Annotated in this window: 26 protein-coding genes; 20 read left to right on the forward strand and 6 right to left on the reverse strand. The window is 45.6% G+C overall.

Features of this window, described 5'->3' with window-relative positions; all coding sequences use genetic code 11:
* The 8 genes from DIJ65_RS08085 to DIJ65_RS08120 all read left to right on the forward strand — a co-directional run.
* The coding region (locus DIJ65_RS08085) for an IS30 family transposase (RefSeq protein WP_142836491.1) at positions 1-420 on the forward strand (420 nt) is incomplete at its 5' end.
* Positions 421-496: 76 nt separating this feature from the next.
* Positions 497-1,630, forward strand: coding sequence for a THUMP domain-containing class I SAM-dependent RNA methyltransferase (locus DIJ65_RS08090; RefSeq protein ID WP_117301140.1), 1,134 nt, complete (start codon positions 497-499; stop codon positions 1,628-1,630).
* Positions 1,631-1,683: 53 nt separating this feature from the next.
* A complete protein-coding gene (locus tag DIJ65_RS08095) occupies positions 1,684-3,591 on the forward strand; it encodes an ATP-dependent DNA helicase (protein ID WP_117301141.1) in 1,908 nt (635 codons plus the stop codon).
* Positions 3,592-3,644: 53 nt separating this feature from the next.
* Positions 3,645-5,147, forward strand: coding sequence for a carboxypeptidase M32 (locus DIJ65_RS08100; protein ID WP_117301143.1), 1,503 nt, complete (start codon positions 3,645-3,647; stop codon positions 5,145-5,147).
* A gap of 136 nt (positions 5,148-5,283) precedes the next feature.
* Positions 5,284-6,042: an SDR family NAD(P)-dependent oxidoreductase gene (locus DIJ65_RS08105; protein ID WP_117301145.1), complete on the forward strand. Its 759-nt coding sequence runs from the start codon at positions 5,284-5,286 to the stop codon at positions 6,040-6,042.
* Positions 6,029-6,424, forward strand: coding sequence for a hypothetical protein (locus DIJ65_RS08110; protein ID WP_117301147.1), 396 nt, complete (start codon positions 6,029-6,031; stop codon positions 6,422-6,424). Before DIJ65_RS08105 ends, DIJ65_RS08110 begins: the two co-directional genes overlap by 14 nt.
* An 805-nt stretch (positions 6,425-7,229) precedes the next feature.
* Complete coding sequence (locus DIJ65_RS08115; RefSeq protein ID WP_117301149.1) at positions 7,230-10,814, forward strand: dynamin family protein; 3,585 nt, start codon at positions 7,230-7,232, stop codon at positions 10,812-10,814.
* 3 nt (positions 10,815-10,817) lie between these two features.
* Positions 10,818-11,747, forward strand: a complete 930-nt coding sequence (locus tag DIJ65_RS08120) for a sulfurtransferase (RefSeq protein WP_117301151.1) — start codon at positions 10,818-10,820, stop codon at positions 11,745-11,747.
* Between the two features lie 92 nt (positions 11,748-11,839).
* Here DIJ65_RS08120 and DIJ65_RS08125 read toward each other — a convergent pair whose 3' ends face one another.
* Positions 11,840-13,138, reverse strand: a complete 1,299-nt coding sequence (locus DIJ65_RS08125) for a hemolysin family protein (protein ID WP_117301153.1) — start codon at positions 13,136-13,138, stop codon at positions 11,840-11,842.
* Positions 13,139-13,317: 179 nt separating this feature from the next.
* Here DIJ65_RS08125 and DIJ65_RS08130 point away from each other — a divergent pair, with 179 nt between their 5' ends.
* From DIJ65_RS08130 to DIJ65_RS08140, 3 genes are read left to right on the forward strand one after another with little or no spacing between them, the layout of a single operon-like run.
* On the forward strand, positions 13,318-14,889 hold the full coding sequence (locus DIJ65_RS08130; RefSeq protein ID WP_117301155.1) for an amidohydrolase: 1,572 nt from the start codon (positions 13,318-13,320) through the stop codon (positions 14,887-14,889).
* Positions 14,890-14,891: 2 nt separating this feature from the next.
* Complete coding sequence (locus DIJ65_RS08135; RefSeq protein WP_185959527.1) at positions 14,892-15,611, forward strand: SDR family NAD(P)-dependent oxidoreductase; 720 nt, start codon at positions 14,892-14,894, stop codon at positions 15,609-15,611.
* Positions 15,612-15,652: 41 nt separating this feature from the next.
* Positions 15,653-15,862: a hypothetical protein gene (locus DIJ65_RS08140; RefSeq protein WP_117301159.1), complete on the forward strand. Its 210-nt coding sequence runs from the start codon at positions 15,653-15,655 to the stop codon at positions 15,860-15,862.
* 58 nt (positions 15,863-15,920) lie between these two features.
* On the opposite strand, the gene DIJ65_RS08145 is transcribed toward DIJ65_RS08140, so the two are convergent.
* Entirely contained in the window at positions 15,921-16,721 is an 801-nt protein-coding gene (locus DIJ65_RS08145; RefSeq protein WP_117301161.1) for a TIGR00266 family protein, read from the reverse strand.
* Positions 16,722-16,961: 240 nt separating this feature from the next.
* Between DIJ65_RS08145 and DIJ65_RS08150 the strand changes: the two genes are divergently transcribed.
* From DIJ65_RS08150 to DIJ65_RS08170, 5 genes are all read left to right on the forward strand, one after another.
* Positions 16,962-17,219, forward strand: coding sequence for a hypothetical protein (locus DIJ65_RS08150; protein ID WP_117301163.1), 258 nt, complete (start codon positions 16,962-16,964; stop codon positions 17,217-17,219).
* A 193-nt stretch (positions 17,220-17,412) separates the two neighbouring features.
* Positions 17,413-17,619 carry a hypothetical protein gene (locus DIJ65_RS08155; protein ID WP_117301165.1) on the forward strand — a complete coding sequence of 69 codons (207 nt, stop codon included), beginning with the start codon at positions 17,413-17,415 and terminating at the stop codon, positions 17,617-17,619.
* Positions 17,620-17,654: 35 nt separating this feature from the next.
* A complete protein-coding gene (locus DIJ65_RS08160; protein WP_117301167.1) occupies positions 17,655-18,665 on the forward strand; it encodes a S66 family peptidase in 1,011 nt (336 codons plus the stop codon).
* Positions 18,666-18,682: 17 nt separating this feature from the next.
* The gene (locus tag DIJ65_RS08165) at positions 18,683-19,183 is read left to right on the forward strand and encodes a GNAT family N-acetyltransferase (RefSeq protein WP_117301169.1); all 501 of its coding nucleotides are present in this window, start codon (positions 18,683-18,685) and stop codon (positions 19,181-19,183) included.
* 38 nt (positions 19,184-19,221) lie between these two features.
* On the forward strand, positions 19,222-19,422 hold the full coding sequence (locus DIJ65_RS08170) for a hypothetical protein (RefSeq protein WP_117301171.1): 201 nt from the start codon (positions 19,222-19,224) through the stop codon (positions 19,420-19,422).
* Between the two features lie 141 nt (positions 19,423-19,563).
* Here the strand turns inward: DIJ65_RS08170 and DIJ65_RS08175 are convergent, their stop codons facing one another.
* The 4 genes from DIJ65_RS08175 to DIJ65_RS08190 all read right to left on the reverse strand — a co-directional run bounded on the left by DIJ65_RS08175 (position 19,564) and on the right by DIJ65_RS08190 (position 21,303).
* Positions 19,564-19,881: a hypothetical protein gene (locus tag DIJ65_RS08175; protein ID WP_117301173.1), complete on the reverse strand. Its 318-nt coding sequence runs from the start codon at positions 19,879-19,881 to the stop codon at positions 19,564-19,566.
* Positions 19,882-19,897: 16 nt separating this feature from the next.
* Positions 19,898-20,107: a hypothetical protein gene (locus DIJ65_RS08180; RefSeq protein ID WP_117301175.1), complete on the reverse strand. Its 210-nt coding sequence runs from the start codon at positions 20,105-20,107 to the stop codon at positions 19,898-19,900.
* A 113-nt stretch (positions 20,108-20,220) separates the two neighbouring features.
* A complete protein-coding gene (locus tag DIJ65_RS08185) occupies positions 20,221-20,610 on the reverse strand; it encodes a ribonuclease HI family protein (RefSeq protein WP_117301177.1) in 390 nt (129 codons plus the stop codon).
* A gap of 3 nt (positions 20,611-20,613) precedes the next feature.
* Positions 20,614-21,303, reverse strand: a complete 690-nt coding sequence (locus DIJ65_RS08190; RefSeq protein WP_117301179.1) for a queuosine precursor transporter — start codon at positions 21,301-21,303, stop codon at positions 20,614-20,616.
* Positions 21,304-21,451: 148 nt separating this feature from the next.
* On the opposite strand from DIJ65_RS08190, the gene DIJ65_RS08195 reads away from it, so the two are divergent.
* The 4 genes from DIJ65_RS08195 (at position 21,452) to DIJ65_RS08210 (ending at position 26,162) form a co-directional block, all read left to right on the forward strand.
* Positions 21,452-21,655, forward strand: coding sequence for a zinc-finger domain-containing protein (locus DIJ65_RS08195; protein ID WP_117301181.1), 204 nt, complete (start codon positions 21,452-21,454; stop codon positions 21,653-21,655).
* Between the two features lie 395 nt (positions 21,656-22,050).
* On the forward strand, positions 22,051-23,412 hold the full coding sequence (locus tag DIJ65_RS08200) for a hypothetical protein (protein WP_185959528.1): 1,362 nt from the start codon (positions 22,051-22,053) through the stop codon (positions 23,410-23,412).
* Between the two features lie 273 nt (positions 23,413-23,685).
* The gene (galE, locus tag DIJ65_RS08205) at positions 23,686-24,651 is read left to right on the forward strand and encodes a UDP-glucose 4-epimerase GalE (RefSeq protein WP_117301182.1); all 966 of its coding nucleotides are present in this window, start codon (positions 23,686-23,688) and stop codon (positions 24,649-24,651) included.
* 344 nt (positions 24,652-24,995) lie between these two features.
* Positions 24,996-26,162: a glycosyltransferase gene (locus DIJ65_RS08210; RefSeq protein WP_117301184.1), complete on the forward strand. Its 1,167-nt coding sequence runs from the start codon at positions 24,996-24,998 to the stop codon at positions 26,160-26,162.
* The last annotated feature ends 100 nt before the right edge of the window (positions 26,163-26,262 follow it).

Consider the following 26,262-nt stretch of genomic DNA (forward strand, 5'->3'; position numbering starts at 1 on the left):
AGCCAGATCCTCACATTGACTGAACGCACCACCCGGTTTGAGATTATCTACAAGCTGGCTGCGAAGACGGCAAGTGAAACAGCGCAGGCAATCACCCATGTGTTGAAAAACCTGCCAAAGAAAGTGGTGAAATCCATCACCGCCGACCGGGGCAAGGAATTTCACGGATGGGTCGAGGTGGAAAAGGCACTGGAAATTCCCGTTTACTTTTCCGATCCTGGCGTGCCGGGCCAACGCGGCACCAACGAAAACAGCAATGGCCGTGTTCGCCGCACCTATCCAAAAGGAACCGACTTCAGCCGGATGACCCAGAAGGAGATCATGGACTTTCTCCTAGTATTCAATCAGGTCCTCCGGAAAGTACTGAATTACAATACGCCATTTGAGGTATTCATGAATTTCTTGCCACGTTCGACTTGAGTTGACAATTTACATTTTATATAAATATCTACTTCTATATAATGGAACTACAGAGTCAACAGGAAAGGGTGTAAGTATGGCTACATATAAATTGTTAGCAACTGCTGCAATGGGCCTTGAGTCGATTGTCGCCAGTGAAGTGAAGGAAATGGGCTACGAAACGCAAACTGAAAACGGCAAAGTGTTTTTTGAGGGCGATGAGCGGGATATCGCTAAAACGAATCTCTGGCTGCGCACTGCTGACCGTGTAAAAGTCATTGCAGGGGAATTCGACGCTTTAACATTTGATGAATTATTTGAAAAAACCAAGGCAATCGAATGGGAAAAATTTCTTCCAGTCGATGCTGAGTTCCCGGTACAGGGGAAGTCGGTCAAATCGACTTTGCATTCGGTGCCGAACTGCCAGTCTATTGTTAAAAAGGCAATCGTCGAACGGTTAAAAGGAGCATATCACCGCAATTCTTTCCTGGATGAATCCGGTCCGCGCTTCAAAATAGAAGTTTCCATCCTGAAAGACAAAGTTCAATTATCAATCGACACAAGCGGCGCAGGACTCCATAAACGCGGCTATCGTCTCGATCAGGGCGAAGCGCCGTTAAAAGAAACACTTGCAGCGGCCCTGGTAAAAATATCACGCTGGTCACCGGATCGTCCATTCGTCGATCCATTCTGCGGTTCGGGAACAATCGTCATCGAAGCGGCAATGATCGGACAAAACATCGCACCGGGATACAACCGGGAATTTGACAGTGAAAAATGGCCATGGATTGGTGAGGCGATTTGGAAGGAAGTGCGTGAACAGGCGGAGGAACTGGAAAATTATGACCAGCCTCTCAATATTCTGGGCACCGACATCGACCACAACATGGTGAAAATTGCAGAACAGAATGCCCGTGAAGCCGGATTTGGAGATATTATCCAATTCGAACAGCGCCAGGTGAAAGATTTTGCCACTACTGAAGAGAATGGTGTCATCATCGGCAACCCACCTTATGGTGAGCGAATCGGTGAAATAGAAGTAATTGAAGAAATGATCAAGGATATGGGGCGCATCTTTTCGAAGTACCCGACCTGGTCGGTGTATATCTTGTCATCCATGGCTAGATTTGAAGCGCTTTACGGCCAACCGGCAACGAAAAAACGCAAATTATTCAACGGCTTTATCCGCACTGACCTTTTCCAATTCTGGGGAGAACGATCGAAAAAATAAAATTGATGAAACGGAAGAGCAGCGGCTCTTCCGTTTCTCTGTAAGGAGAGTTTATGAGACAGCCTATACCATTTCCTCTATCCAAGGAAAAAACCTTTTTTGAATCATTGAATGATTGGATTGGGGATGTTTTCTATGATGAACTTCCGGAAAAAGGCTACGACCTGCGGGATGAGCAGATTTTCATGGCCTTCCAAATTGAGAAAACCTTGAAAGAAAAATCGGTCATGTTCGCTGAGGCGGGTGTCGGTACCGGTAAAACCCTGGCATATTTATTGCCTGCCATTGCCTATGCGCGATATACCGGAAAGCCGGCACTCATTTCCTGTGCAGACGAAACCTTAATCGAACAGCTTGTCAAAGAAGGCGGGGACATCGACCGCATGAATGACCTGTTCGATTTGAACCTGGACGTCCGCCTGGCAAAATCACGCGATCAGTATTTATGTCTGCAGCGCCTTGAAGGGGCCAAAAAAAGAAGCGATGCTGAATTCGTGGACGAAATTGAAGCGCGCTTACCGGAATTCGTCAACAAAACCTTCTCAATGCAAAACACATATCCGTACGGCGAACGTTCAAGTTACCCGGACATCACGGATGAAGACTGGCAACAGGTGAATTATCACCCCATCCAGAATTGCGCAGCCTGCGAGTTGCGCAACAAATGCGGACAGACGATTCACCGCAACCATTACCGGGAAGCGACGGATTTAGTTATTTGCTCTCACGATTTCCTGATGGAGCATCTTTGGACAAAAGAAACCCGCATCCGGGAAGGCCAGACTCCTCTGTTGCCGGAGTTTTCACAGATTGTCCTCGATGAAGGCCATTTGTTGGAATTCGCTGCACAGCGCGCTTTGACTTATGAAGTGCAAGAAAGCTCACTGTATGCTGTGACTGAAAGCATTCTGGCTGATAATGTCCGTGAAAAGACCTTGAATATGATCGAAGAGACCATCGATCTGCACAATGAATTTTTCCGATTGCTGCGCACCAATCTGGTGGAGAGCGAAGAAGACCGGAAAGCGATCAGGCGGGATCCGAATCTGATTGCGCTCGGCAAGCAATTGATCAAACATATCAATGGGATGCTGGAGGAGTTTGTGTTCGATGGGGAGTTATTCACCATTCCCGAATACGAATTGCGGCTGGCAGAAGAGTTTTTCGAGAAGTACATCTTTTCCATGGGGCTGTTTACTGAAGAAGGCGACGCAGTCCAATGGCTGGAAGTGAAGGATGAAGTGGAAACACTGGTCATCATGCCACGGCTCGTGACGGATATTCTCGACGAAAAACTGTTTGACGGAAAAGTACCGATCATTTTTTCTTCGGCGACCTTATCCATCCAGAAGGACTTCAGTTATTTGGCTGACAGCTTGGGCATCGACAAATACAAGTCGTTCTCGGTACCATCGCCATTTGACTATGAAGACGTCATGAAAGTTATCAAACATCCCCTGGATCAGCAGGATAAATTCCAGCGTGCCTTTGACTTACTGGCAGGCGGGGAACAGACGCTGATTCTATTCAAATCCAAAATGGATATGGAACATTTCAAGCATTCTTTGCCCCTGGACCATTCCTTTAAAATGGAATTTGAAGGAGATCGTGAATTGTCGACGGTCGTCAAAGATTTCCAGGCAGGCAAATTCCAGGTCCTCTGTTCCTATCATTTATGGGAAGGGCTGGATCTGCCGAAACAGGCGCTGACAAAAGTGATCATCGTCGATCTGCCGTTTCCGCCACAGGATCCGGTTTTCGAGGCGAAGCGAAAATTCAGTCTGAATCCATTGGAAGAAATCGACCTGCCGTTCATGCAATTGCGGATCCAGCAAGGGATTGGACGTTTGATCCGGACATCCGAAGACCATGGTGAAATCCATCTGCTGCTGAACGAGGAAGAATTGTCACTTGAGCATCTGTGGCAAGCGGTTCTTCCGGTACCAGCGGAAAATGTCTGAATACAGGATTATTTTCATGATATAATAGACCCTATCAACAAAGGGGGATTTATATGTCTATAGAAAAACAATTTACCGACCATATGAAAAAGTTGAAAGCGTATAACGAAGCCGTTTCCTTACTTTATTGGGACCTTCGCACCGGAGCGCCCAAAAAGGGTGTGGACTTGCGGTCGGAAACGATCGGAACGATTTCTTCTGATATTTTTATTATGTCAACTTCAGACGAGTTCGGAGATTTGATAGCAGCTTTGGAAGAGAAAAAAGAGCAACTGGATCCAGTGATTCAGCGTTCAGTTGAAGAAGCCCGGAAACAGTACGACCTCAGCAAAAAGATTCCCCCGGAAGAGTACAAGGAATTTGTCATTTTGCAATCCAAAGCGGAATCAGTGTGGGAGACTGCAAAAGAAAACACAGATTTTGCATTATTCCAGCCATATCTGGAAAAGCTGGTAGCTACGACAAAGAAAATGATCGGCTATTGGGGCGAGAAAAACGGCAGCGCCTATAATACGCTATTGGATCAGTACGAACCGGGTATGACGACGGAAATTCTGGATGATGTTTTTGGACAGTTGCGGAATCGCATTATTCCTTTGGTGCAAAGAATTGCGGCTTCGACAAGCAAACCTGACACGGATTTTCTCTACAGGCACTTCCCGAAAGAAGCGCAGCGTGATTTCAGCAACAAAATTCTGGACCAGCTGGGTTACGATTTCGAAGCGGGTCGTCTCGATGAAACGGTTCACCCCTTCATGATTGGCATCAACCGACAGGATGTTCGCATCACGACGAAATATGACGAAAAAGATTTCCGTACAGCGGTTTTCGGGACAATTCATGAATGCGGCCATGCGCTGTATGAACAGAATATCGGGGAAGACTTAAGCGGAACTTTTGTGGAGGGCGGTGCTTCAATGGGCATCCATGAATCCCAATCGCTGTTTCTTGAGAATTTTGTCGGCCGCAGCGACAAGTTCTGGGAAGGCAATTATGAACTTCTGAAAGTCTTCTCGCCTGAACAGTTCAGCCAAGTGAAACAGGAGGATTTTATCCGTGCAATCAATGAATCCAAACCTTCGCTGATCCGGATCGAAGCGGATGAACTGACTTATGCCCTGCACATCATGATCCGTTACGAACTTGAAAAAGGTTTGTTCAATGGAGAATTCGAAGTAAAGGATTTGCCGCAGCTCTGGAATGATAAGTACGAGGAGTACCTGGGAATCCGACCGTCGAATGATGCGGAAGGCGTGCTTCAGGATGTTCACTGGGCAGGCGCCAGTTTCGGCTATTTCCCATCCTATGCGCTTGGTTATATGTATGCCGCGCAATTCAAGAACGCCATGCTGAATGACTTGCCGAATTACGATGATCTTTTGGCCACAGGCAATATTGGACCGATCCGTGAATGGCTCACCGACAACGTCCATCGCCACGGTTCCATGAAAAAACCGCTTGAAATACTGGAAGAAGCGACAGGCGAAGGCCTGAATGCCGATCACTTGGCGAAATACCTGGAAGAAAAGTATTCAGCAGTTTATCAATTGGTATAAAATCAAGTTTGGACCGTCCCGTTTAAAGTGGGACGGTTTTTTTATGGATTATATTCTTGGGGAATAATGTTTAATTTAGAAGTGATGGAACAATTATGTGAATTTTCGCTTATAATAGAAGCCGGAGGGGATAATTATGTTGAAGTCATTCAGTCTGGAAGGTAAAACGGCTATTGTCACAGGTGCCGGAAAAGGGATTGGCCAGGCGATTGCGAGAGCAATGGCTGAAGCGGGAGCCAATGTGATGCTGGTGGCCCGTACGGAATCAGATCTGCAAAATGTAAAAGAAATCATTGCCAATGAACGCACAGAATATGCAGTGGCGGATATTACCGATCGCAGCCAGATTCAGGCAGTTGTTGAATTGACAATGGAACGGTTCGGTGCGATCGACGTTCTGGTGAATAATGCAGGCATGAACATTCGTTCAAAACTGCTTGATGCATCCGACGAAGAATGGCATAAAATCATGGACACAAATGCACAAAGTGTTTTTATGTTCTCTCAGGAAGCTGCCAAAAAGATGCACAATGGCGGCTCAATCATCAATATCAGTTCCGTCGGTGGAGAGCGGGCGTTGAAGACAGGCGTCATCTACGCAGCCTCCAAAGCGGCGATCATCCAGATGACGCGTGTCATGGCTATGGAATGGGGCGAACAGAATATCCGTGTCAATGCCATCGGGCCATGGTATTTCCGTACGCCATTGACCGAAAAATTATTGAGCGACCTGGAATACCTCGATTCGATTCTGGCCGTCACTCCGATGAAACGTGTCGGGGAATTGCCGGAAGTCGCAACACCGGCCGTTTTCCTTGCTTCGGAAGCATCCAGCTACATAACGGGCCAGACCCTGTTCGTAGACGGCGGCATGTCGATTCATGGGTTTTCGTAAGAAAAGCGACGGCACCCGTTTAGCTCCGAAAGGCATAAGACGGACCAGCGAAGTGGCGTTCCGCCGCGTAGCTGGGCTGGCTTATGACCCGAGGAGCTGGGTCGCCGGAGTCTGGACAAAGAAAAGCGACGGCACCCGTTTAGCTCCGAAAGGCATAAGACGGACCAGCGAAGTGGCGCTCCGCCGCGTAGCTGGGCTGGCTTATGATCCGAGGAGCTGGGTCGCCGGAGTCTGGACAAAGAAAAGCGACGGCACCCGTTTAGCTCCGAAAGGCATAAGACGGACCAGCGAAGTGGCGTTCCGCCGCGTAGCTGGGCTGGCTTATGACCCGAGGAGCTGGGTCGCCGGAGTCTGGACAAAGAAAAGCGAGAGCGCCCATTAAGCTCTGACAGGCATAAGACGATTTAGCGAAGCGGCGTCTTTTCAGTCGCATAGCTAAAGTGGCTTATGACCCGAAGAGCTGGGCCGCTGGAGTCTGGACAAAGAAAAGCGATATTCTGTTAAACGATATTGCGCAAAACAGCTTCGCTTGCCAAAACCCGTGCTCCTGCATCGCTGCGCTAGCTTCGTCGCAAAGAGCCGGCCTTGCAGGCTACGGCCAACTCTTGGCTCGCGCTGAGCTAACTCGGTCTCGTTGCACTTCGCCCGAGTGGATCTTGCACTTCGTCGGCATCCGCCTGCTCCCCTGGGCGTCTTCGCTTTTTTGCTCCATATCTCAGAATGTCTTCTATAATAAGGATTGTCTTTTCTGTGTTTTTTTCAAGAAGTAGACACTTCAATTCTGAAGAATACTAGAATGAAGCGTCAGGCGATGAAGGGCAAAGATATGCTCCTGCATCGCTTCGCTGCTTCGTCGCAAAGACTTGTCCTCGCAAGCTTCGGCCAATGTCTTTCCTGCGGGAACCAGAGCGAGTCCTGAGACCCCGCAGGGAAGGTTTGACCGAACTACATTCGGTCGAACCTTTGCGACGAAGCGTGTAACGCTGCAGGAGCATCGGTTTTCGAAGCGGACGAGGAGGCTCAGGCCGCTCCCCGCGGAAAGCATCCGCCTAAAGCGAAATGCTTTGAAGAAATTACGCTTTCTCACCAGCACATAAACATCCTCTCCTTTATTGGAGGGGATGTTTTTCGTTTAACGCGATAAATGGTATGATAAAAGGAGTATGAAATGAAGGAGATTCCTGAATATGACAGCTTTGGAACATCACAAAGAATTAATCGAAACCGCGCGCCTGCACCGTATATTCAATGAGAACGACGATAACGACCGTGCAGCGAAAGCGAAATTGTTCGGGAAGAAAATCCTGAAAGACCAATTCATCATTGGCTTTGCCGGCCATTTCTCATCGGGCAAATCATCGATGATCAATGCGCTGACGGGCGAAACCTTGCTGCCGTCGAGCCCGATCCCGACAAGTGCCAATATTGTCAATGTACATAAAGCAGAATCGGATTTTGCCATCGTCAACAAAACCGACGGGAAACCGGTATATTTTCCAGAGAATTACGATTTTGAAGCCGTCAAAGAGTATTGCAAAAGCGGTGATGTGACCCAAATCGATATCGGCCATCAAGATTCGGTCCTGCCGGAAGGTGTCAGTGTCATGGACACTCCCGGCGTGGACTCGACAAATGATGCCCACCGGATTTCCACCGAGTCGGCGCTCCATATTGCGGACATGGTGTTTTATGTAATGGACTATAACCATGTTCAATCCGAGTTGAATTTTAATTTTACGAAGGAATTGCAGAAGTATACCGACCTCTACTTAATCGTCAATCAAATCGACAAACACCAGGACAGCGAACTGAATTTCACGGATTTCAAAAAGTCTGTAAGAGATTCTTTTTCTGCCTGGGGTGTTGAACCAAAAGGAATCTTCTTTACCTCATTGCGGAATTTCGAGATGGAAGGCAATGATTTCGAAGGAGTGAAAAGTCTTGTAGCTTCTTCGATGGCAGGCTGGCAGGGAAATGTGGGGAAGGCAGCGGAATCGGCGCTTGCCCAGTTAAAAGATGAACACCTGAACTATTTGGAAGACGAAAAGATGGAAAGGCTTGAAACCTTTTCGAACGTGCTCAGCCCGGAAGAATGGGAAATGCGGGAAGAAGTCAAAGCGGAAACGAATAAAGTGGAGCGCAGAATGTCCGTTCAGGATTTTGAGAGCTGGAAAAATGATTTTGAAAAGAACCGCAAAGAATTGCTGGAAAATGCCAACATCATGCCCTATGAATTGCGCAATGCGCTGACCCTCTATCTGGAAGCGATGCAACCTGATTTCAAAGTGGGCATGCTGTTCAGTGCCAAAAAAACCGAAGCCGAACGGGACGCCCGCCGGCGGGAAGTTGAAGAAAAGTTGGCAGTGGTCATACCTTCCCAGATTACGGTGCATCTGAAAAGGCTGATGAAGTCAGAGTTGAAAGATGCGGGGTTATTAACAGACAGCGATTCACTCAGAATCGACGATATGGAACTGATTCCCCCATTTTCAGTGGTGGAAGACCAATTGCCGAAAGGTGTCCTGATTACAGGCGATACCGTTCTGAATTTCGCAAACAGTTTGAGTGTGGCAATTCAGCGATGGTTTATCAAAGAAACGGAAAGCTGGAAGAATGCCCAAAAGGAGAAATTTGAATCTCTTCCGGAAGATACAGGAACCGAAATGGGCATGAAAGCTGAAACGTTGAACCAAAAACTGCTGGCCATCAGCACACTGGAAGAAATGGATCGCAAGATTGAAAAAGTGGAGCGTGCCTTCACTGCGATGCTGCCGAATCAGAAACTGGCTGCAGAAGCTTTGCTGGAAGAGTGGCAGCAGGAATTTCAGGCTTCGACTGATGATATGGTCGAATTTGAGCCGTCCATGCTTGTTGAGAAGGAAGAGGAGCTTGCTGTGGAACCACAAAACTCTCCTGAGACTTCCGACATCGAAATTCAGGATGAAACCGCAGTTTTAACCCGTGCTGAAAGAACAGCTTCAGCAATAGCGCCAATCAGAGGTTTTGAGGAAACAGCAGAGTACCTGAAAAGAAAAGCTTCCAGGCTGGAAGGACAGGAATTCACGATTGCCCTGTTCGGTGCCTTCAGTGCCGGCAAGTCTTCATTTTCGAATGCGTTGATGGGTGAGACCGTTTTGCCTGTCTCGCCCAATCCGACCACCGCGACCATCAACCGAATCCGTCCGGTTTCTGAAAAGCACCCGCATGAAACAGCGGATGTACGATTAAAAACGGTACATCAAATGACTGACGACGTCCGCAATTCATTCGGTGTATTTGAGATAAATATCCAGTCGCTGGAGGACGCTTACCGAAAAGCCGGGCAGCTGCCGGAAGCAGGCGGAACGGAGCAACAGGTGCATAAGTCCTTTATCGATGCGTTCCGGGCAGGTTACGATGATTTCAAAGATCGGCTTGGAGAAACCATCCGGACCAATCGGGAAGAATTCGGTTTGTACGTTGCCAAGGAAGAACGCAGCTGTTTTGTTGATGAAATTGATTTTTATTATGATTGCGAACTGACCCGCAACGGCGTTACACTAGTGGATACACCAGGAGCGGATTCGATCAATGCCCGCCATACGAATGTTGCGTTTGAATACATCCGCAATGCCGATGCAATTCTCTTCATCACATATTATAACCATGCTTTCGCCAGAGCTGACCGGGAATTCCTTATTCAATTGGGACGCGTCAAAGATGCCTTTGAGATGGACAAAATGTTCTTCGTCGTCAACGCAATCGATTTGGCCCAAAACAGGGAGGAACAGGAATCCGTCGAAAAATACGTGGAAGAGGAATTGCAGAAATTCGGCATCAGGTTTCCACGTCTATTCGGCGTTTCCAGCCTGCAGGCTTTGAAAGATCGCCAGCATTCAGGCATGCCGCAATTTGAAGAAGCATTCCAGCATTTCCTGAAAGATGAACTGAAAGGGATGGCTGTCCAGTCCCTCGCCGAGGAAGAGCAGAAGGCTGTCGGTCGCTTCCAATCTTTGATTGAACACACAGAGACCAATATGTCCCGGAAAGATGAACGTCTGGAAGAACTGAAAGTTCTCGAGCAGCAACTGCGCAAGCAATTTGCTGAATCTCCGGCACCTGTAATGATCAAAGAAGCAGCTCAGGAGTTAAATGAGTTGCTGTATTATGTCAATCAGCGTGTTTTCTATCGCTTCAATGATTTCTTCAAGGAAGCTTACAACCCATCGCTGTTTGCGGGAAAATCCGCGCAGCAATCTTTGAACATCGCTCTTCACGAAGTTGTCGAAATGACCGCTTTTGACTTTGAGCAGGAAATTCGGGTAACGAACTTCCGGCTGGCCCAGCAGATTAAAAAAACACTGGACAGCCGCTTCCGTGACGACACTGAAAAACTGCGTTCACAAAATCCGGATTTCTCTTTCACACCTTATGAAATTGAGGAAACCGCAATGCTTGAACCGGATAAGGCTTTCACAGACAAAGACTATTCTTCCGTAAGGTCGTATTATAAGAATAATAGAAGCTTTTTCGAGAAGAACGAAAAAGAGAAATTACGAGATGCCCTCCAGGCTTTGATGGAGCCAGATGCGGCTGTTTATCTGGAAAAGGAAAAGCGGAAGCTGCAGGAGTGGGCGGAATTCTGGATTGAGCAGGAAGCCGAAGGATTAAGGCAGCATATTGTCCGGCAGGGTGCCGATCAGATCGATTCGGAGCGGACACTTTTGCAGCAGCAAGAAAAGCTTGCACAATGGAAAGAAATCTACTCAAATCTGATCAGCGAAAGGGTGTAAGAGATGAAGGTATTTATCGAAACTCTGGATATGGAAACTTACCGGTGGATCGATGCCAGGTATGAGCTTGGAAAACCGGACGAGGGCAAAACCCTCTATGAACAGGAACACATTAAAGGGGCGATCTATTGGGATCTTGAAAAAGATTTGAGTGATATGGCCTCAGACGCAGGCCGTCATCCGATGCCTTCAAATAATCAGCTGGTGGAGCTTATTCGCTCAAGCGGACTTTCAGTTGCCGATAAAATTGTCGTGTATGACCAAGGGGGCGCCCCTTATGCTGCCAGAGCATGGTGGCTGTTGAAGTATTGCGGTTTTGACAATGTCTACATCAGCAAAGCCGGATTTAGTGAACTGAAAGGAAAAGGGGCGGAAGTAACTGATGAAGTACCAGAGGTTACAGTTTCTGATTTTGAACCGGACTTCGACAGCAGTATTTACGCAGACCGCCAATATGTGAAAAACATCATCAAAGGGGATGAGCTCGGAATCCTTCTGGATGCAAGGGCACCGGAACGCTTTGCGGGCATCGAGGAACCGATAGACCGAGTGGCCGGAAGAATCCCGGGGGCCCATAATTTTGACTGGAGTCAGCTTGTACAAAACGGCAAATTCGTTACCGACACGGACTTTTCTGCAGTCGCCCAACCACATGAACCGGTAGTCGTCTATTGCGGCAGCGGTGTTACAGCAGCTCCTTTGTATGCTATGCTTGCCGAGACGGGCCATGAGTCGTTAAGGCTCTATACCGGCGGCTTTTCAGATTGGATTTCGGATGCGGAAAACGAAGTGGAGATTGACCGGCAACAACAGCCGGAAGCAAACGACGAAGATTCACGTGCCATTCTTGCCAAACTGATCGAAGAAGGTTACAGCGGCGAAATGCTGATGAAAAAATATGAATACGAGAAATCATTGCTGCAGGACAAATAATGAATCAAGCAAAATAAACTAATATGAAAAAGGTATATCGGAGTTTTCCGATATACCTTTTTCATATTTGTGAATGCAGATTTGTGGATCGCTTATTCGTGCTTCACGAGCAATAGACGGATAATCTGGTGATTTTCCATTTCCCTGACAGTGATTGTATGGCCGGGAAGTTCGACTTTTCCGCCTTCTGTAATTTCAGTGTTCATCATCTGTACCCATCCGCCGATTGTGTCAACATCTTCGCTGTCATAAAAATGGAGCCCAAAGCGGTCTTCGAGATCCGACAGCAGGACTCGGCCGTTCAACAAGTAGCGGTGAGTATCAAGCGTCTTGATCTCGTCCCGTTCGTCCTCATCAAATTCATCACGGATTTCGCCGACGATTTCTTCCAGAATGTCTTCCATTGTAATGACTCCGGCTGTTCCGCCGTATTCATCCACCACAATCGCCATATGAACATGTTCCTTTTGCATTTTCACCAGTACATCCTGTATCGGTGCCATATCGTGGACAAATGGAATGTTATGGATTGCAATGCTTTCTTTCAAATCCATTTTCTGCGTGTAATTTGTCAGCATTTCCTTAACATTGATGAAACCGATGATATCATCCTTGTCCCCCTGCTCCGTAACCGGGTAGCGCGTGTATTGATGTTCCCGTACAATCTCCATCAGGTCGCCATGGTCCATTTGGAGCGAGATGGTTTCCATTTGCGTGCGGGGAATCATAATGTCTTTTGACATTCTTTCATCAAAGGAAAATATATTTTGCATATATGAAAGTTCGGTTTGATTTATTTCGCCGCTGTTATAGCTTTGAGTCATAATGATTTTCAGGTCTTCTTCGGAATGCGCCTGTTCGTATCCAACCGTTTTGATCCCTGCAATACGGAGCAAACCTTTTGAAGAATCGTGCATCAACTGAATGGCAGGTTTCATGAGAATGCCAACTAAATAGAGGGGACGCGAAATTTGCAGGGCAATATTTTCAGCGTTCTGGATGGCCATGGTCTTTGGTGTCATTTCACCGATTACCACATGGAAAAAAGTGATGATTGCAAATGCCACACCAAAGGATAAAATTGTGGTCACCGGTTCTGCGAGGTTCATCGCTTCAAATAGGGGGCGCAGCATCTGTTCCACTACCGGCTCACCCAACCACCCGAGTCCGAGAGCGGACAAAGTGATACCGAGCTGGCATGCTGAAAGGTAGTAATCGAGATTATCGATGATTTTCTTTGAAATTGCTGCATTTCGATTGCCTTCCGAGATCAACTGGTCGATGCGTGAAACACGGACTTTGATGAACGCGAATTCGGCTGCGACAAACATAGCGGTAAATGCTATGAGAAGCGCCATGATAAATAAATTTAAGATAAGTATACTGTCCAATTAATCCTCCACGTACAGGAGGTTCACCTCTGCTTTCCAAATATGCAATCATTATAACATAGCGCGCAACATCATATGGGAGCGGCGGGTTAGGCGGATAATTTTGAAAATTGGCGCACGAATTATTGAATAGTTTGCGGTTTCAACTTATTATTGAATGATAGAAGAGGAGTGGGAATATGAAATCTTTATGGCATGGCGGAAATATTTATACAATGGCGGCAGAAGGGGAAACAGTTGAAGCTGTTTTGGTTTCTGATGGAAAAATAGAAGCGGTGGGTCTCTACAGTGATTTAATAGAAAGAGCAGATAAACAGATTGATCTAAATGGGAAAGTTCTTTATCCCGGCTTCGTGGACAGCCACATGCACATGATTGGGCATGGGGAAAAATTATTGCGGGTGGATTTGTCGAAAATCGATTCTTCAGATGATATGAAACAGCAATTGATCAAGTCAACGGTGGACCTCGAGGCGGATGAATGGTTTATCGGGGAAGGATGGAATGAAAATAATTTTCCTGACCGAAAAATTTTCCACCGATTTGAACTGGATGAAATTTCAGAATCGCCGATGTTGCTGAAGCGCGTATGCAGACATGCCATACTGGCAAATTCCAGTGCACTGGCTCTTGCCGGCATTACGAAAGAAACACCAGATCCGGAGGGTGGCCTCATCGTGCGTGACGCAGATGGTGAACCGACAGGCTACCTGTTGGACGCTGCACAGGAACTGGTATCTGATAAAGTACCGGAAGTGAGTGTAGAGTATCTGACACAGGCTTTGCAGACCTCGGTCGATGATTTGCTGGCACTGGGACTCACAGGGGCACATACGGAAGACATGGGTTATTACGGACATTATTCAAAGCCTTTGCAGGCATTTAAGAATGTGCTGGGCAAAGAGACAAAATTTCGTGCACATTTATTGCGGGCGCACAGTGCATTTGAGGAAATGATGGAGCATGCCAGTTACCTGGAGCCATTTGTGGATCCCGGCCCGATGAAGATTTTTGCAGACGGCTCCATTGGAGGCCGTACCGCATTGCTCAGCAAACCCTATAATGATGACCCTTCCACGGTCGGGGTGGCCATCCATTCTGACGATGAACTGAAACGGCTCGTCTCCATCGCCCGAAAGCACGGAGAAGCGGTAGCAATCCACGTTATCGGAGACCTGGGAATGGAAAAGGCTTTGGATGCCATTGAGTCTCATCCCGTCCCACAAGGAAAACGGGATCGACTGATTCACAGCATGGTGCTGAGAGAAGATCTGGTAGAACGGATGGAAAAGGTCGATGTCGTACTTGATCTGCAGCCCAGCTTTGTCACTTCAGATTTTCCATGGGTCGTCGAACGCCTTGGAGAAGAAAGGCTTGAATGGTCATACACGTGGAAAAAACTGTTGGACCGCGGCCTCATCTGTGCAGGGGGATCGGATGCACCAATCGAAGAAGTGGATCCCAAGCTGGGAATTTATGCAGCCGTTACAAGACGCAAACCTTATGAATCCCATGAAGGATTTTTGCCGGAAGAGAAATTGAGCCGTTTTGAAGCGATTCAGCTTTATACGACCGGCAGTGCGGCGGCCATTTTCAAAGAAAGTTCCAGAGGACTGATTGCACAGAGTTTTGATGCTGATTTTACTATCTTTGACCGGGATCTGTTTGAAGGAGATGTGGAGCAGTTGCTCGAAGCCAACGTCGAACTCACTATTGTGGCAGGGGAAATAATGTTTGAGAGGGGCGACTGACGATGGCTGCTTATATCATCACCGGGGCATCAAAAGGAATCGGACTTGCCCTCAGCAAAATGCTGGCAGAAGGAGGGCATGAAGTTTTTGGAATTGCCCGTTCACTGCCGGAAGACTGGCCCGGAAAGAAACTTTTTACTTTTGATTTACTGGACTCCGCAGGCATTCCGGATCTGGTGAAAGGTATTTTCGGACAGCTCGATGCCGGCTGCAACTCTGTCACGCTGATCAACAACGCGGGAACTGTGGCACCCATCGGTTTTGCAGGCAACAACACTGCTGCAGACATCAGCAAGAGTATCGCCCTGAATCTGACAGCTCCCATGATCATGAGTGGTGCTTTCATCCAGGAAGCTGCAGGTATGCAGGCCCAAAAAAGAATCATCAATATTTCATCTGGCGCAGGCAGAAAAGCTTACGAAGGCTGGAGTGCCTACTGCGCCGGTAAAGCGGGACTCGATCATTTCAGTTTATGTGTAGCGAAGGAATATAAGGATGTGAAGGTACTGGCGATTGCTCCCGGCATTATCGATACGGAGATGCAGGGGGAAATCAGGGCAAGTTCGGAAGCCGATTTTCCACTGATCGAGAACTTCAAAGAGTACAAAAAAAAGGGATTGCTGAGTACACCGGAAGAAACTGCCGAAAAACTGGTGAGTCTTTTTGAGATGGAAGATTTTGCGACCCTTGAAACCATACTGGATATCCGTGATTTTGAGTAAATCAAGCGCTGTCCAGATTTCCCGATGAAAGGAGTCCTACGATGAATTCAATACCGCCGAACATCCTTTCCCTGCTGGCAGACGCCGATATTGCAGGGGTGGATATGAAAAGCCCGAAAGCAGTAGTAACACATTTGCTTGCACACGGAGAGAAGGAATCCATTCTTTATTTTTATAAACCGAACAGCATTGAGTTTGATTTCGCAAAATACAATGAAGCTGTCGAAGTCATGAAGAAACAGAAAAATTAAAAAAAACGTCTCCAAAAGCTTATGAAAGGGCTTTTGGAGACGTTTTTTGTTTGTCATATCATTTGCCGCCAAGAAGATCGAACAACCCACCGGCAGCGCTGCCTTCACCTTTCGAGCGCCCCGCAGGATTTTGCGGGGCAGCAGCGAATACTTTGCTGGCAAGGCGGCTGAATGGAAGTGACTGCACCCACACACTGCCGGGACCGCGAAGCGTGGCTAAAAACAGTCCTTCTCCCCCAAAAAGTGCGGTCTTGACGCCGGACACCATTTCGATGTTGTATTCCACATCGTCAGTCATGGCTACGAGACAGCCGGTATCAACCCGCAGCACTTCGCCTTTTTGCAGATTCTTGCGGGAGAGGGTACCGCCAGCATGGATAAAAGCCATGCCGTCACCTTCAAGTTTCTGCATAATGAATCCTTCACCCCCAAAAAATCCGGTGCCGAGTTTGCGCTGAAATTCGATTCCGATGGAAACCCCTTTGGCAGCTGCCAAAAAAGCGTCCTTCTGGCAAATCACTTTACCGCCCAGTCTGCTCAGATCCAGAGGCACAATCTTGCCCGGGTAAGGAGAAGCGAAGGAAACTGTGCGTTTTCCAGAGCCCTCATTGGTAAACGCAGTCATGAACAGGCTCTCACCGGTAATGATTCTCTTTCCGGCACCCAGAAGTTTTCCCATTACGCTGCTGGTGGCACTGCTTTCGGAACCGTCCCCGAAAATCGTTTCCATGACAATGCCATCTTCCATCATCATCAGGGAACCGGCTTCGGCTACAACCGTTTCATCCGGATCCAGTTCTACTTCCACAAATTGCATATCATCTCCATACAATTTAAAGTCAATCTCATGATTGTTCATCTTTCTCCTCCTCCATTTATATTCTGTCTCTTTCTACTATAGCCATTTATACGAAATAAATGAACGGTTAATTTTTTGAAGTGATTTGCACAAAGCAGCGAAGAGTCTTGCAAGCCCCCGGAAAGGTGGCTGTTTTGTAGAATATCGGCTACTAATGTTTAATAGTTTTACATACATATATCGAATGTTCGGAAAACATGGTAAGATTTAAGAAAATCTTTTAAAGGATGAGGAAATGCAATGGGAACTGTATTATCATTGGCAATTATCGCAACTGCAATCTTTGCAGCTTACGCTTTAAAGAAGTTCTATGACCGTCCCTATATCGTTAATTTTTCGCTCGCAGCAATGCTGCTGCTGATAGTCGTCAGGACGTTAATGCTGCAGCCGATTACTGGGTTGGGGTATGCCGCCATCATACTGTGCACGATTGCAGGAGTTTTCCAGGCATTTCTGGGAGTCAAAAGCATCAAATCTTCTCAACAGATTCAGGCATAGAAAAAAGAATCCCGACTCGGGGTTCTTTTTTTATCGAATAAATGCTGTTTATGAAACTTTTCGAGTGGAGCTGATAAGTTTTTGTTCAAATGTTCCGAATTATTTGAAAGTAGGTCTTTCATATCAATTTATCTTTAGTATAATGAATATTATCACATAGTGAATATACATAAACTGATTGAGGAGGGGTTTTATGGAGCCAAGGAGGAGCAGAAAGGAATTCCGGAAAACAAAACATCTTAAAGAAACCGGTTTATCCTATGGCGTTGCACATATGACCGCCAAACCGCTGGACCGTGAAGGCAGTAAATTTCTCGAGTTTCTGATGCATGTTTTTCTGTTTATCTTGGGTGGCATCATATTATGCGGAATGCTTATAGCACTTCTGACGTTGAGCTGAGAAAAGAGCTGCAGGCAGGTGAAGGGGGTTATGAAATGATTCAGTATCCATCTGGAATGGTCCGGTCCATTGGGGTGACAGCTCCTTCATCTGGAGTTGGAAAGGAGCTGCATGGTCTGCTGGAAGAAACGATCCAACGCCAACAGGACCGGGGATTCACTTTAATGGTCGGAAAAACTGCCTGGACGCAGCACGATGCCAAATCTGCGCCAGCTGAAGTCAGAGCGAAAGAATTTATGGAAATGATCCAGAATCCTGCAATCGATGCCATAATTCCCCCTTGGGGCGGGGAACTGCTCATAGAAATTTTGGAGCACCTGGATTTCAGTCAGATCGAACCGAAATGGGTGCTCGGCTATTCGGATGTCAGTCTGCTGCTCCTCGCAATTACATTGAAGACGGGTATTGCAACAGCCCATGGCACCAATATCATTGACTTGCGTGGCCCAGAGACCGATCGCACTACGGCGAAATGGATGGAAGTTCTGAAAACCGGGAGCGGAGGAGAGGTCGAACAGCTTTCCTCTGACTTTTACCAAAAGACCTGGGATCATGAACACCCAACGCCACACGTGTTTCATCTGACAGAGAAAACAGAATGGAAGACGGTTTCCGGAAGGGATGCAAGTTTCAAAGGCAGGCTCCTGGGCGGCTGCATTGATGTAATCCACCATGCTGCAGGAACTCCATATGGAGATGTGGGAGCATACCGTGAAAAATACATTCCGGGAGAACCGGTCCTCTGGTTTCTGGAAAATTGCGAGATGACTATTGCGGACCTGAAACGTTCACTGACTCAAATGAAATACGCCGGTTGGTTTGAAAATTGCTCGGGCATCCTGTTCGGCAGAAGTCCGGCGAACCATCCGACCGAAACCTATACAGCTCAAAGGATGTACAGTGATTTGGAAAAAGAGCTTGGCATTCCGGTAATTTACGACATAGATTGCGGCCATATGCCTCCGCAAATCATATTTGTCAATGGTGCCTTCGCAGAAGTGGAATATACGGAAGGTAAAGGAAAAGTTACCCAGAAATTCATATGAGAAGGAAGTATGCAACGATGGAAATTCGAATTATCTCACCACAGGACGCAGAAGCCTACTATATACTTAGGCTCGAAGCGCTGCTGGACAGCCCTGATGCATTTTCTACACTATATGAAGATGCATTGAACAAGCCGATCGACAAAACACGGGCAAATCTGGCCTCGGAAGATGCAGTGACGTTCGGTGCTTATGAAGGGGGACGCTTGGTCGGGAATATGACACTCGCAAGAAAGACATTACCGAAGATGAAGCACCGGGCTTCCATTGTAGCCGTTTATGTATCACCTCAGTTCCGTGGCACAGGATTGGCCAATGCACTGATGGATAAAGTAATGGACTATGCTGATGGATGGGATGGGCTCGAAAGGCTCGACCTGATGGTGGCTTCCGATAATTTGCGTGCCAAGAATTTTTATCTCAAATATGGTTTTGAAACATATGGCACTGAAATTCACTCGATGAAAACCGGTGAAATCTATATCGATGAAGATTTGATGGTTAAATTCATAAAGTAAATGAGTTGCTGGTTCTTAATCCGGAAAGAAGGTGCCTGATGAGGAATTCTTTGAAGATTGCCTTGTTTGTATCATTATTTTTGTTAATCGGATTTCCTCTGATTTTTCTGATCATATCAATGTTCACGGATCAATGGATTTATTTGTTTTCCGGGTCTGTGCCGTCAATGCTGGCCGGCACAGGAGCAATCTCTTTTATCCTGCAGCAAAACAGGAAAACGGACAGCGAAGAAGTTTGACTGTTTTCAGTAAATGGATTTGGATGAATTTGTTTTCGTCTTTTATGCTGTTGAAAAAAAAGCGAACGGCAGGAGCGGAGCTCCTGCCGTTCGCTTTTTTATGTGGGGGCAACAGAGTATAACCAAAAGAAAAAGCAGGCTTCACTGGGAAGCCTGCTTTCTGTCCTGTGAAATTTCAAAGATGACGAGACCGATTGTAATGCCGAGCAATACATTGACAATCAAAGGTTCCAGAAATTGATCTCTGAAAATGATGGCCACTGTCAATACATAAAATGCGCCTTGGGCAACTTTGGCAGGTGCCGGTATGTTATCTTTCGGATAACGGATGCGTGCCAGTTGAAACACCACAAAAGACAACAATAATAGAAGGAAATGTGGCCAGTAAAGATTGGCGACCGCATTGTTGACGATTGCATATATTATAAGTGGAATGATGTAAAAAAGTACAGAATTCACAAAATCACCTTTCCGGCTACTTTCTTGTGTTGTCTTGCTGTTTACCACTGAACAATACATACAGATTGTAAATAGCAAAAATGACGGCCAATGTCACAATTACAATGGAGATAATCGGATAAACAGCCGGCCCGCTGTCCATGATTTCAATGATTCGGGTGTAAATGATCCAAGGTCCGATGATCAGAATGAAAATATCAAGTGCAGTGCCTAGTTTTGTTCTCATGATTTTCCTCCAATAGCTTATACTCCCTCTATCTTATCAGAAAACAGCCTGACCTTGGGAAAGGAATGCAAAAGATGTTCAATTTTCCTCCTGATTCATACAGCAATAGTACTTCATTTGTTCGCGCGAAGGGCAGTGCCCGCCAAATCATGTGCGGCGCGGTTCTGGGAATTCGGAATCCATTTGATAAAACAGTAAGTGAAAGCCTCCGACAGGATCAGGGCCTCGTCAAGCAGCGGTTTGTAGTTCGGGTTTTTGATGAACTCCCGTTCAAACGCATCGACGACCACTTTCGAGTCCGATTTAATGGAAACCATATCGGTCGTCAAATCTGCAGCAAGTTCCAAACCTTTCACGAGGGCAGTGAATTCCGCGACATGATTGTCCATTTCGCCCACAAACTCACTCCATTTGATCAAATGGCCTTCGCCTCTGATGAAAACCCCGACTGCACTGACCTGAGGCGATCCTGCGGTGGCAGCATCGATAAAAATTTCAAGCATAGTCTACACCTGCTTTTCGTCATTTGGTGTGATCCACTTCGCGATATAGCCGAATGGCGTATCGAGAAGGGAAACGATAAATTTCAGAATATACGTTGAGATGAAAATCTGAAGCCAGACATCGAAGGGGAAGACCCCGTAAAATGCGATGCTGGTAAAAATTAGGGTATCAAGCAATTGACTCAGTAACGTGGAGCCGTTGTTGCGGATCCAAAACTGGCCGTCTTTCGGAAATATTTTTCGAAGAGCCGAAAATATCAGCACGTCAATATGCTGGCTTGCCAGATAGGCAATCATGCTGGCAACCGCTATTTGCGGCACCAATCCGAAAATAGTTTGGAGCGAACCGTGCGCAAAATCACTGTCTCCCGGGATGAACTGCAATCCGAACTGCATGGCGATGACCATTACGAGCAATGAGAAGAAACCGAGCCAGACCGCTTTTTTTGCTTCTTTCTTTCCGTATTTTTCATTTAAAATATCAGTGGCCAAAAAAGTGGAAGCATACAGGCTGTTTCCAAGTGTAGCTGTCAGGCCGATGATTTCAATCGTTTTGGTCACCTGGATATTCGCCAGGATGGTGGACATCGCCATCCAGGCAAACAAGCCTGCCTTACCGAAAAGCTTATACATAACAATCAGCATTACAAAATTGACCAGGACAAAGCCCAGACCCAAAAATTCATTGAACAAATTGATTTCCTCCTTAGTTTTGGTAAAGCGGGAGTTCACGAACCGCTGGAACAGTAAAATAAATCCTTTGACAGTATAACTATTGTTGGAATAAAAAACAAACAAGTAGTAGAATGATGAAACGGCAATTTTGTTGAGAGGTGACTGCGTGAATAAATTATCAATTATCAATGAGATCGATGAAATGTTGAATACGTATTGCGAGGGCTGTTTCGTAAGAACGCAATTTCGCAAAGAGCAAGGAAAAACCGCTGCCCATCGCTTCTGCATAAGCAATTGTACAATCGGTACCCAGCTTCAATTTCTAGGCAATGAGTTGAATAAAACCGGAACAACAAATAAAAATCAGTAGAGCCCGAAGCGAATAACTAATTCGCTTCGGGCTTTTCCTGTTTCTAAACCGGAATAATACTTTGTCAGCATTGTATAAGACATATACAAAAACTCTGGCATCAGATTTAAAATGTTTTTTTGTAAAGATATTAACAAATTATTGTGCTATTGAGTGTAATTTTGAATGTAAAGGTGCATCATTAGTCACTCTATATGTTTGTAAAATTCTGATTAAAGAGATAGTATATTTATGTTGGATAGAAATTATGGTAAGGGAGTGTTTATCGATGGAAGATTCGACGAATAAACGTCAATTGATAGCTATATTGGGCTGGAGCCTGCCTGCGATAGAAGCGGTGGACAAGCTGGACCGGCCGTACGTGGTAGTAGGTCCTCCGGACTTTCAAGGATTAGATGCTGGATGAAAATATTGAAGAAACAACGAAAAATAAATTACTGTCGTTTAAGAAAGCTGTTTCATACCCAACACCGTTGACAGAGGAGATACCGAGCTTAAAAGACTATCAGAAAAAACTTATGGAGTTGGATGAAGATGCCATTATGGCAGAAGCATCAGTATTCAGGGATTCTATGGAAGCCACCGGGCTTGTGGCTCCTGCCCATGCTATTCTTATTCGTCATCTGAATCGCAGATATCCTGACCTTCTTTCAAAAGCACTAGGTCTGACTGAAATGGGGACAGCAAGTTATAACGCCAACACCGAATTGATTCGGGATATTATCCAGATTTCAATTTATCCGTCAACCAGTAAGGTGGTCTATGGTTTAACCCGGATGCTCGACCGTGGCGTGCTGACGCAGGAACCGGTATTGCCGGCAATCAGAAGATTATTTGAAATTGACTATCATCCGGCTGTCAGAAAAATGGTGATGAAACGGGAATACCGAAAAGCCGGAATTACACCAAACGGTGTCCTGGTGGGCGGTGTTATAAACGTACTTGGCCAGCCGCTGGGAATCGGCCAGGGGTTGAATCCTACATGCCAATCTGCACGAGCTTTATCATTATGGGCCCAACACGGAATTGTTCAATTGCTTGAGTACATTGCACGAGGTGTTCGAGAAAATGACATCGATATGACATTCGAAGGTGTACATATCCACTCAAATGCAATTGTAGGCGGAGTCGCAGAAGAGATACACCATGAACTCGATCCGGTTTCAAGAGTACTGGTTCCGCATCTTGATAAAATTTACAACGAAATGATGAAGAAGACGGCGCTGCGGGGGGAAGATGGACATAAATGGGTGAATCCGGAATTCTACGGGGAATGGATTCAAAGAGGCTTTATAAACATCATCGACCCGCTTACCGGATTTGTTACCGATTATGAAGCCTTTGTCCGCTTGTTCTATGCAACGCATCATCCGGAATACAATGAGGGCCATGAAATGATTTATCCGAATCCTGTCGGTATTTACATTACGAACGTACACGGCATACTTCTGGGCCTCCATGCTGTATCGATTCAGCGAATTGATGAGGCTCCTTCCGGTGAATACCGTGTATATTTTTACAACCCCAACAATGACAGCGGTCAGAACTGGGGGCAGGGCATTGAAACGAGCGTTCAGGGCAAGGGTGAGTTGGAGGGAGAAAGTTCTTTGCCTTTCAACCAATTCACTGCCAGAATGTATGCCTTCCATTACAACCCCTATGAGCAGGGAGACACGTATATGGTGGAAGATTCAGACGTAGAAGAAATTGAAAAACTGGCGCGTGAAAGCTGGGGGAAAAACTATACGTGGATATGAAAAGGGTGTATTGCAGTCATTTTAATAACTAAAATGCTTGTATATTTAAAAACAGCAGAAACGGATTTTCCGTTTCTGCTGTTCAGTTGGAGGATAAACTCCATGGCTGTTGAATAGTTCCATGTTTAGCCATTCATCATCGCTGACTTTCACTTCTTCAGGAATAGACCGTCTTCCCCGGTAGCGTGATGGAAGCTTATATTCTTGAATTTTAACTATGCCAGTCTATGGCAGTCGTCTATAGTAGAAACAAAAAGGGGGAAGGAGAATTCTATGTCAATCTTAGTATGTGGTGGTGCCGGTTATATCGGCAGTCATACGGTGAAGGAACTGATCGGGAAATATGAAGTAGTAGTGTTGGACAATTTAACTACAGGGTTTCCGGCATTGTTGGATGAACGGGCAATATTTATAGAGGGGGATCTGGGGGACCCGGTTGTTCTGGATCGTGTTTTTACAGAACATAATATTGATGCAGTATTCCATTTTGCGGCTAACAGCCTGGTGGGCGAATCGGTACAGAAGCCATTGAAGTATTACAGTAATAACGTTGGTGCAACGGTTGTTTTATTGCAAAAAATGATAGAGCACGGCGTCGGGAAATTCATCTTCTCTTCAACTGCCGCGACATATGGCATTCCGGAAACGGATATAATTACTGAAGAAACACCAACAAATCCTATAAACCCTTACGGCCGTTCGAAATTGATGGTTGAGCAAATTCTCTCGGATATGGCGCAAGTTTATGATTTCCAGTATACAGTGCTGCGTTATTTCAATGCAGCAGGAGCACATCCTTCAGGACAAATTGGTGAAAGTCACGATCCAGAGACGCACCTGATTCCGCTAATCATGGAGCAACTCCTGGGGCACCGAGAAAAGATTTCTGTATTCGGAACAGATTACAAAACAGCAGATGGCACTTGCATACGTGATTATATTCATGTGAAGGATTTAGCGGATGCCCATATTTTGGCTTATGAAGGGATGAATAACGGGAAGGTTTCAAATGAAGTATTCAACCTTGGCAACGGAGAAGGATATTCGGTAAAGGAAATTATTGACGTTTGTGAAAAAGTTGCTGGAAAGAAGGCTGTAGTCGAATACACAGACCGCCGTCATGGTGATCCAGCCGTCCTGGTGGCTTCAGCCGGTAAAATCAGGGAAGTTCTTGGTTGGACACCTGGGTACGATTTGGAAGAAATCATTAAGAGCGCATGGAAATGGCACAATAAATAAGAACTAGAAACCAAATAAGGTTGCTGCCATTAAGATTTGATCTGAATGGCAGCACCCTTATTTTCTTTTCACAAAAAAATCGGCTTGAAAATAGTCGATTAATGCGCTGTGAACAAAAGGGAAGATTCGCATAAATGATTACTTGAATTTATTTATCCCGAAGTTTTAGAAATTTTTTCTAAAAAAATTCAGAAATATCTGATTTTTTTAGAAAAAGATATTATAATGGTGATAAAGAAAAAAATATTGTGAAAATAGTACTTTAAAAAATTGCTAAAAGGTTCAATTGAACTAGTTGGTTGATCTTTTTTTGGTTGAAAAATTGAGATAAGGAGGCGGGGACGATGAAGATTGATCATTATATAGTCGCGACTTCCAAAATTGGAGCGGACGGATTAAAATACCGGAGGCACAGATTAATGGATGAGTTATTGCAAGACCCATCTACGAGAATGATTTTCTGGATATGCCCGGCTGAAGAAAAAGACATAAAAAAAGTTTTGCATAAAACAGAAAGAATGTCTGCAACTCAAATTTCGGCACAAGTTTTTGAAATAACGGTAAATGATTATAAAAATATATCCCATCTAATAAAGGGGATGAATAAGTCCCTTTTCAGAAGTTTCGTAGCAAAAAATGGAATGCCGGATTACAAATTTCTTTGGTATACATATCCGGGGTTCAGTGATCTCTCAGAATTGTCTGGATGGGATAAAGTAATTTATGACTGCAGTGATTCATGGGGGGACCCATGGGTAAAATCGACTGGGAAGAAGCGTATGCGGGAATTGGCAGTGAAAAATCTGATTGCAAGGTCTGAAAAAAGAATTGCAAAAAACAGTGACTTCTTATTTTCCACATCTAAATATCTGGCTGAAAAACTGGAGCGGATGACGGACAGGGAAATAGTAATAATTGAAAATGGTGTGGACTTCAATAAGTTCAGTAATTCCTACTTACCGACTGATAAGTTGAGCCATATTCCTTCTCCGAAAATCGGTTTCGTGGGCGGCATTAAAGGTAAGCTTGATTTTGATCTGCTGTTTAAGTTTTTTCAGTCAAATCCAAATGCCAATCTGGTTTTGATCGGTCCGATTCCACCGGAAAGCAATCCTTCATTGGAAACGCTGCTGACTTTGCCAAATGTTTATGCAACAGGCGGCATAGACTATGAAGAAGTCCCGGATTACATGCAATCAATTGATATCGGCATACTGCCTTATAAAAAAATAGAATACAACCAAGCTGTAAGCCCTTTGAAGTTGTTTGAATATCTGGCTTCCGGAATTCCTGTAGTCGGAATAGGGGTTCCGACTACTGAAAAATATCATCAGGAGGGCGTCTACTCATATACAACTACTGAAGAAGATTTTTTTGAAGCCTGCAATGAAAATCTGAAACTTAAAAATGATGAAAAGTATGTGCAGGATCGCTTGGCAACCGCGAGGAAGCATGATTGGGATGAAAAGTTCGCAAACATGCTTACTATTGCAAAAAGTTCAATGGAGTAAATTTTATTGCAATGCAATGCTTTTGGAATACCAGTTTAAATCGCATTAATTTGAAAGAACGGTCATTAAAATCTTGAATTAATGGTGAAATTTTTTTAAT

The sequence above is a fragment of the Planococcus salinarum genome, assembly GCF_007004625.1.
GTDB lineage: Bacteria > Bacillota > Bacilli > Bacillales_A > Planococcaceae > Planococcus > Planococcus salinarum.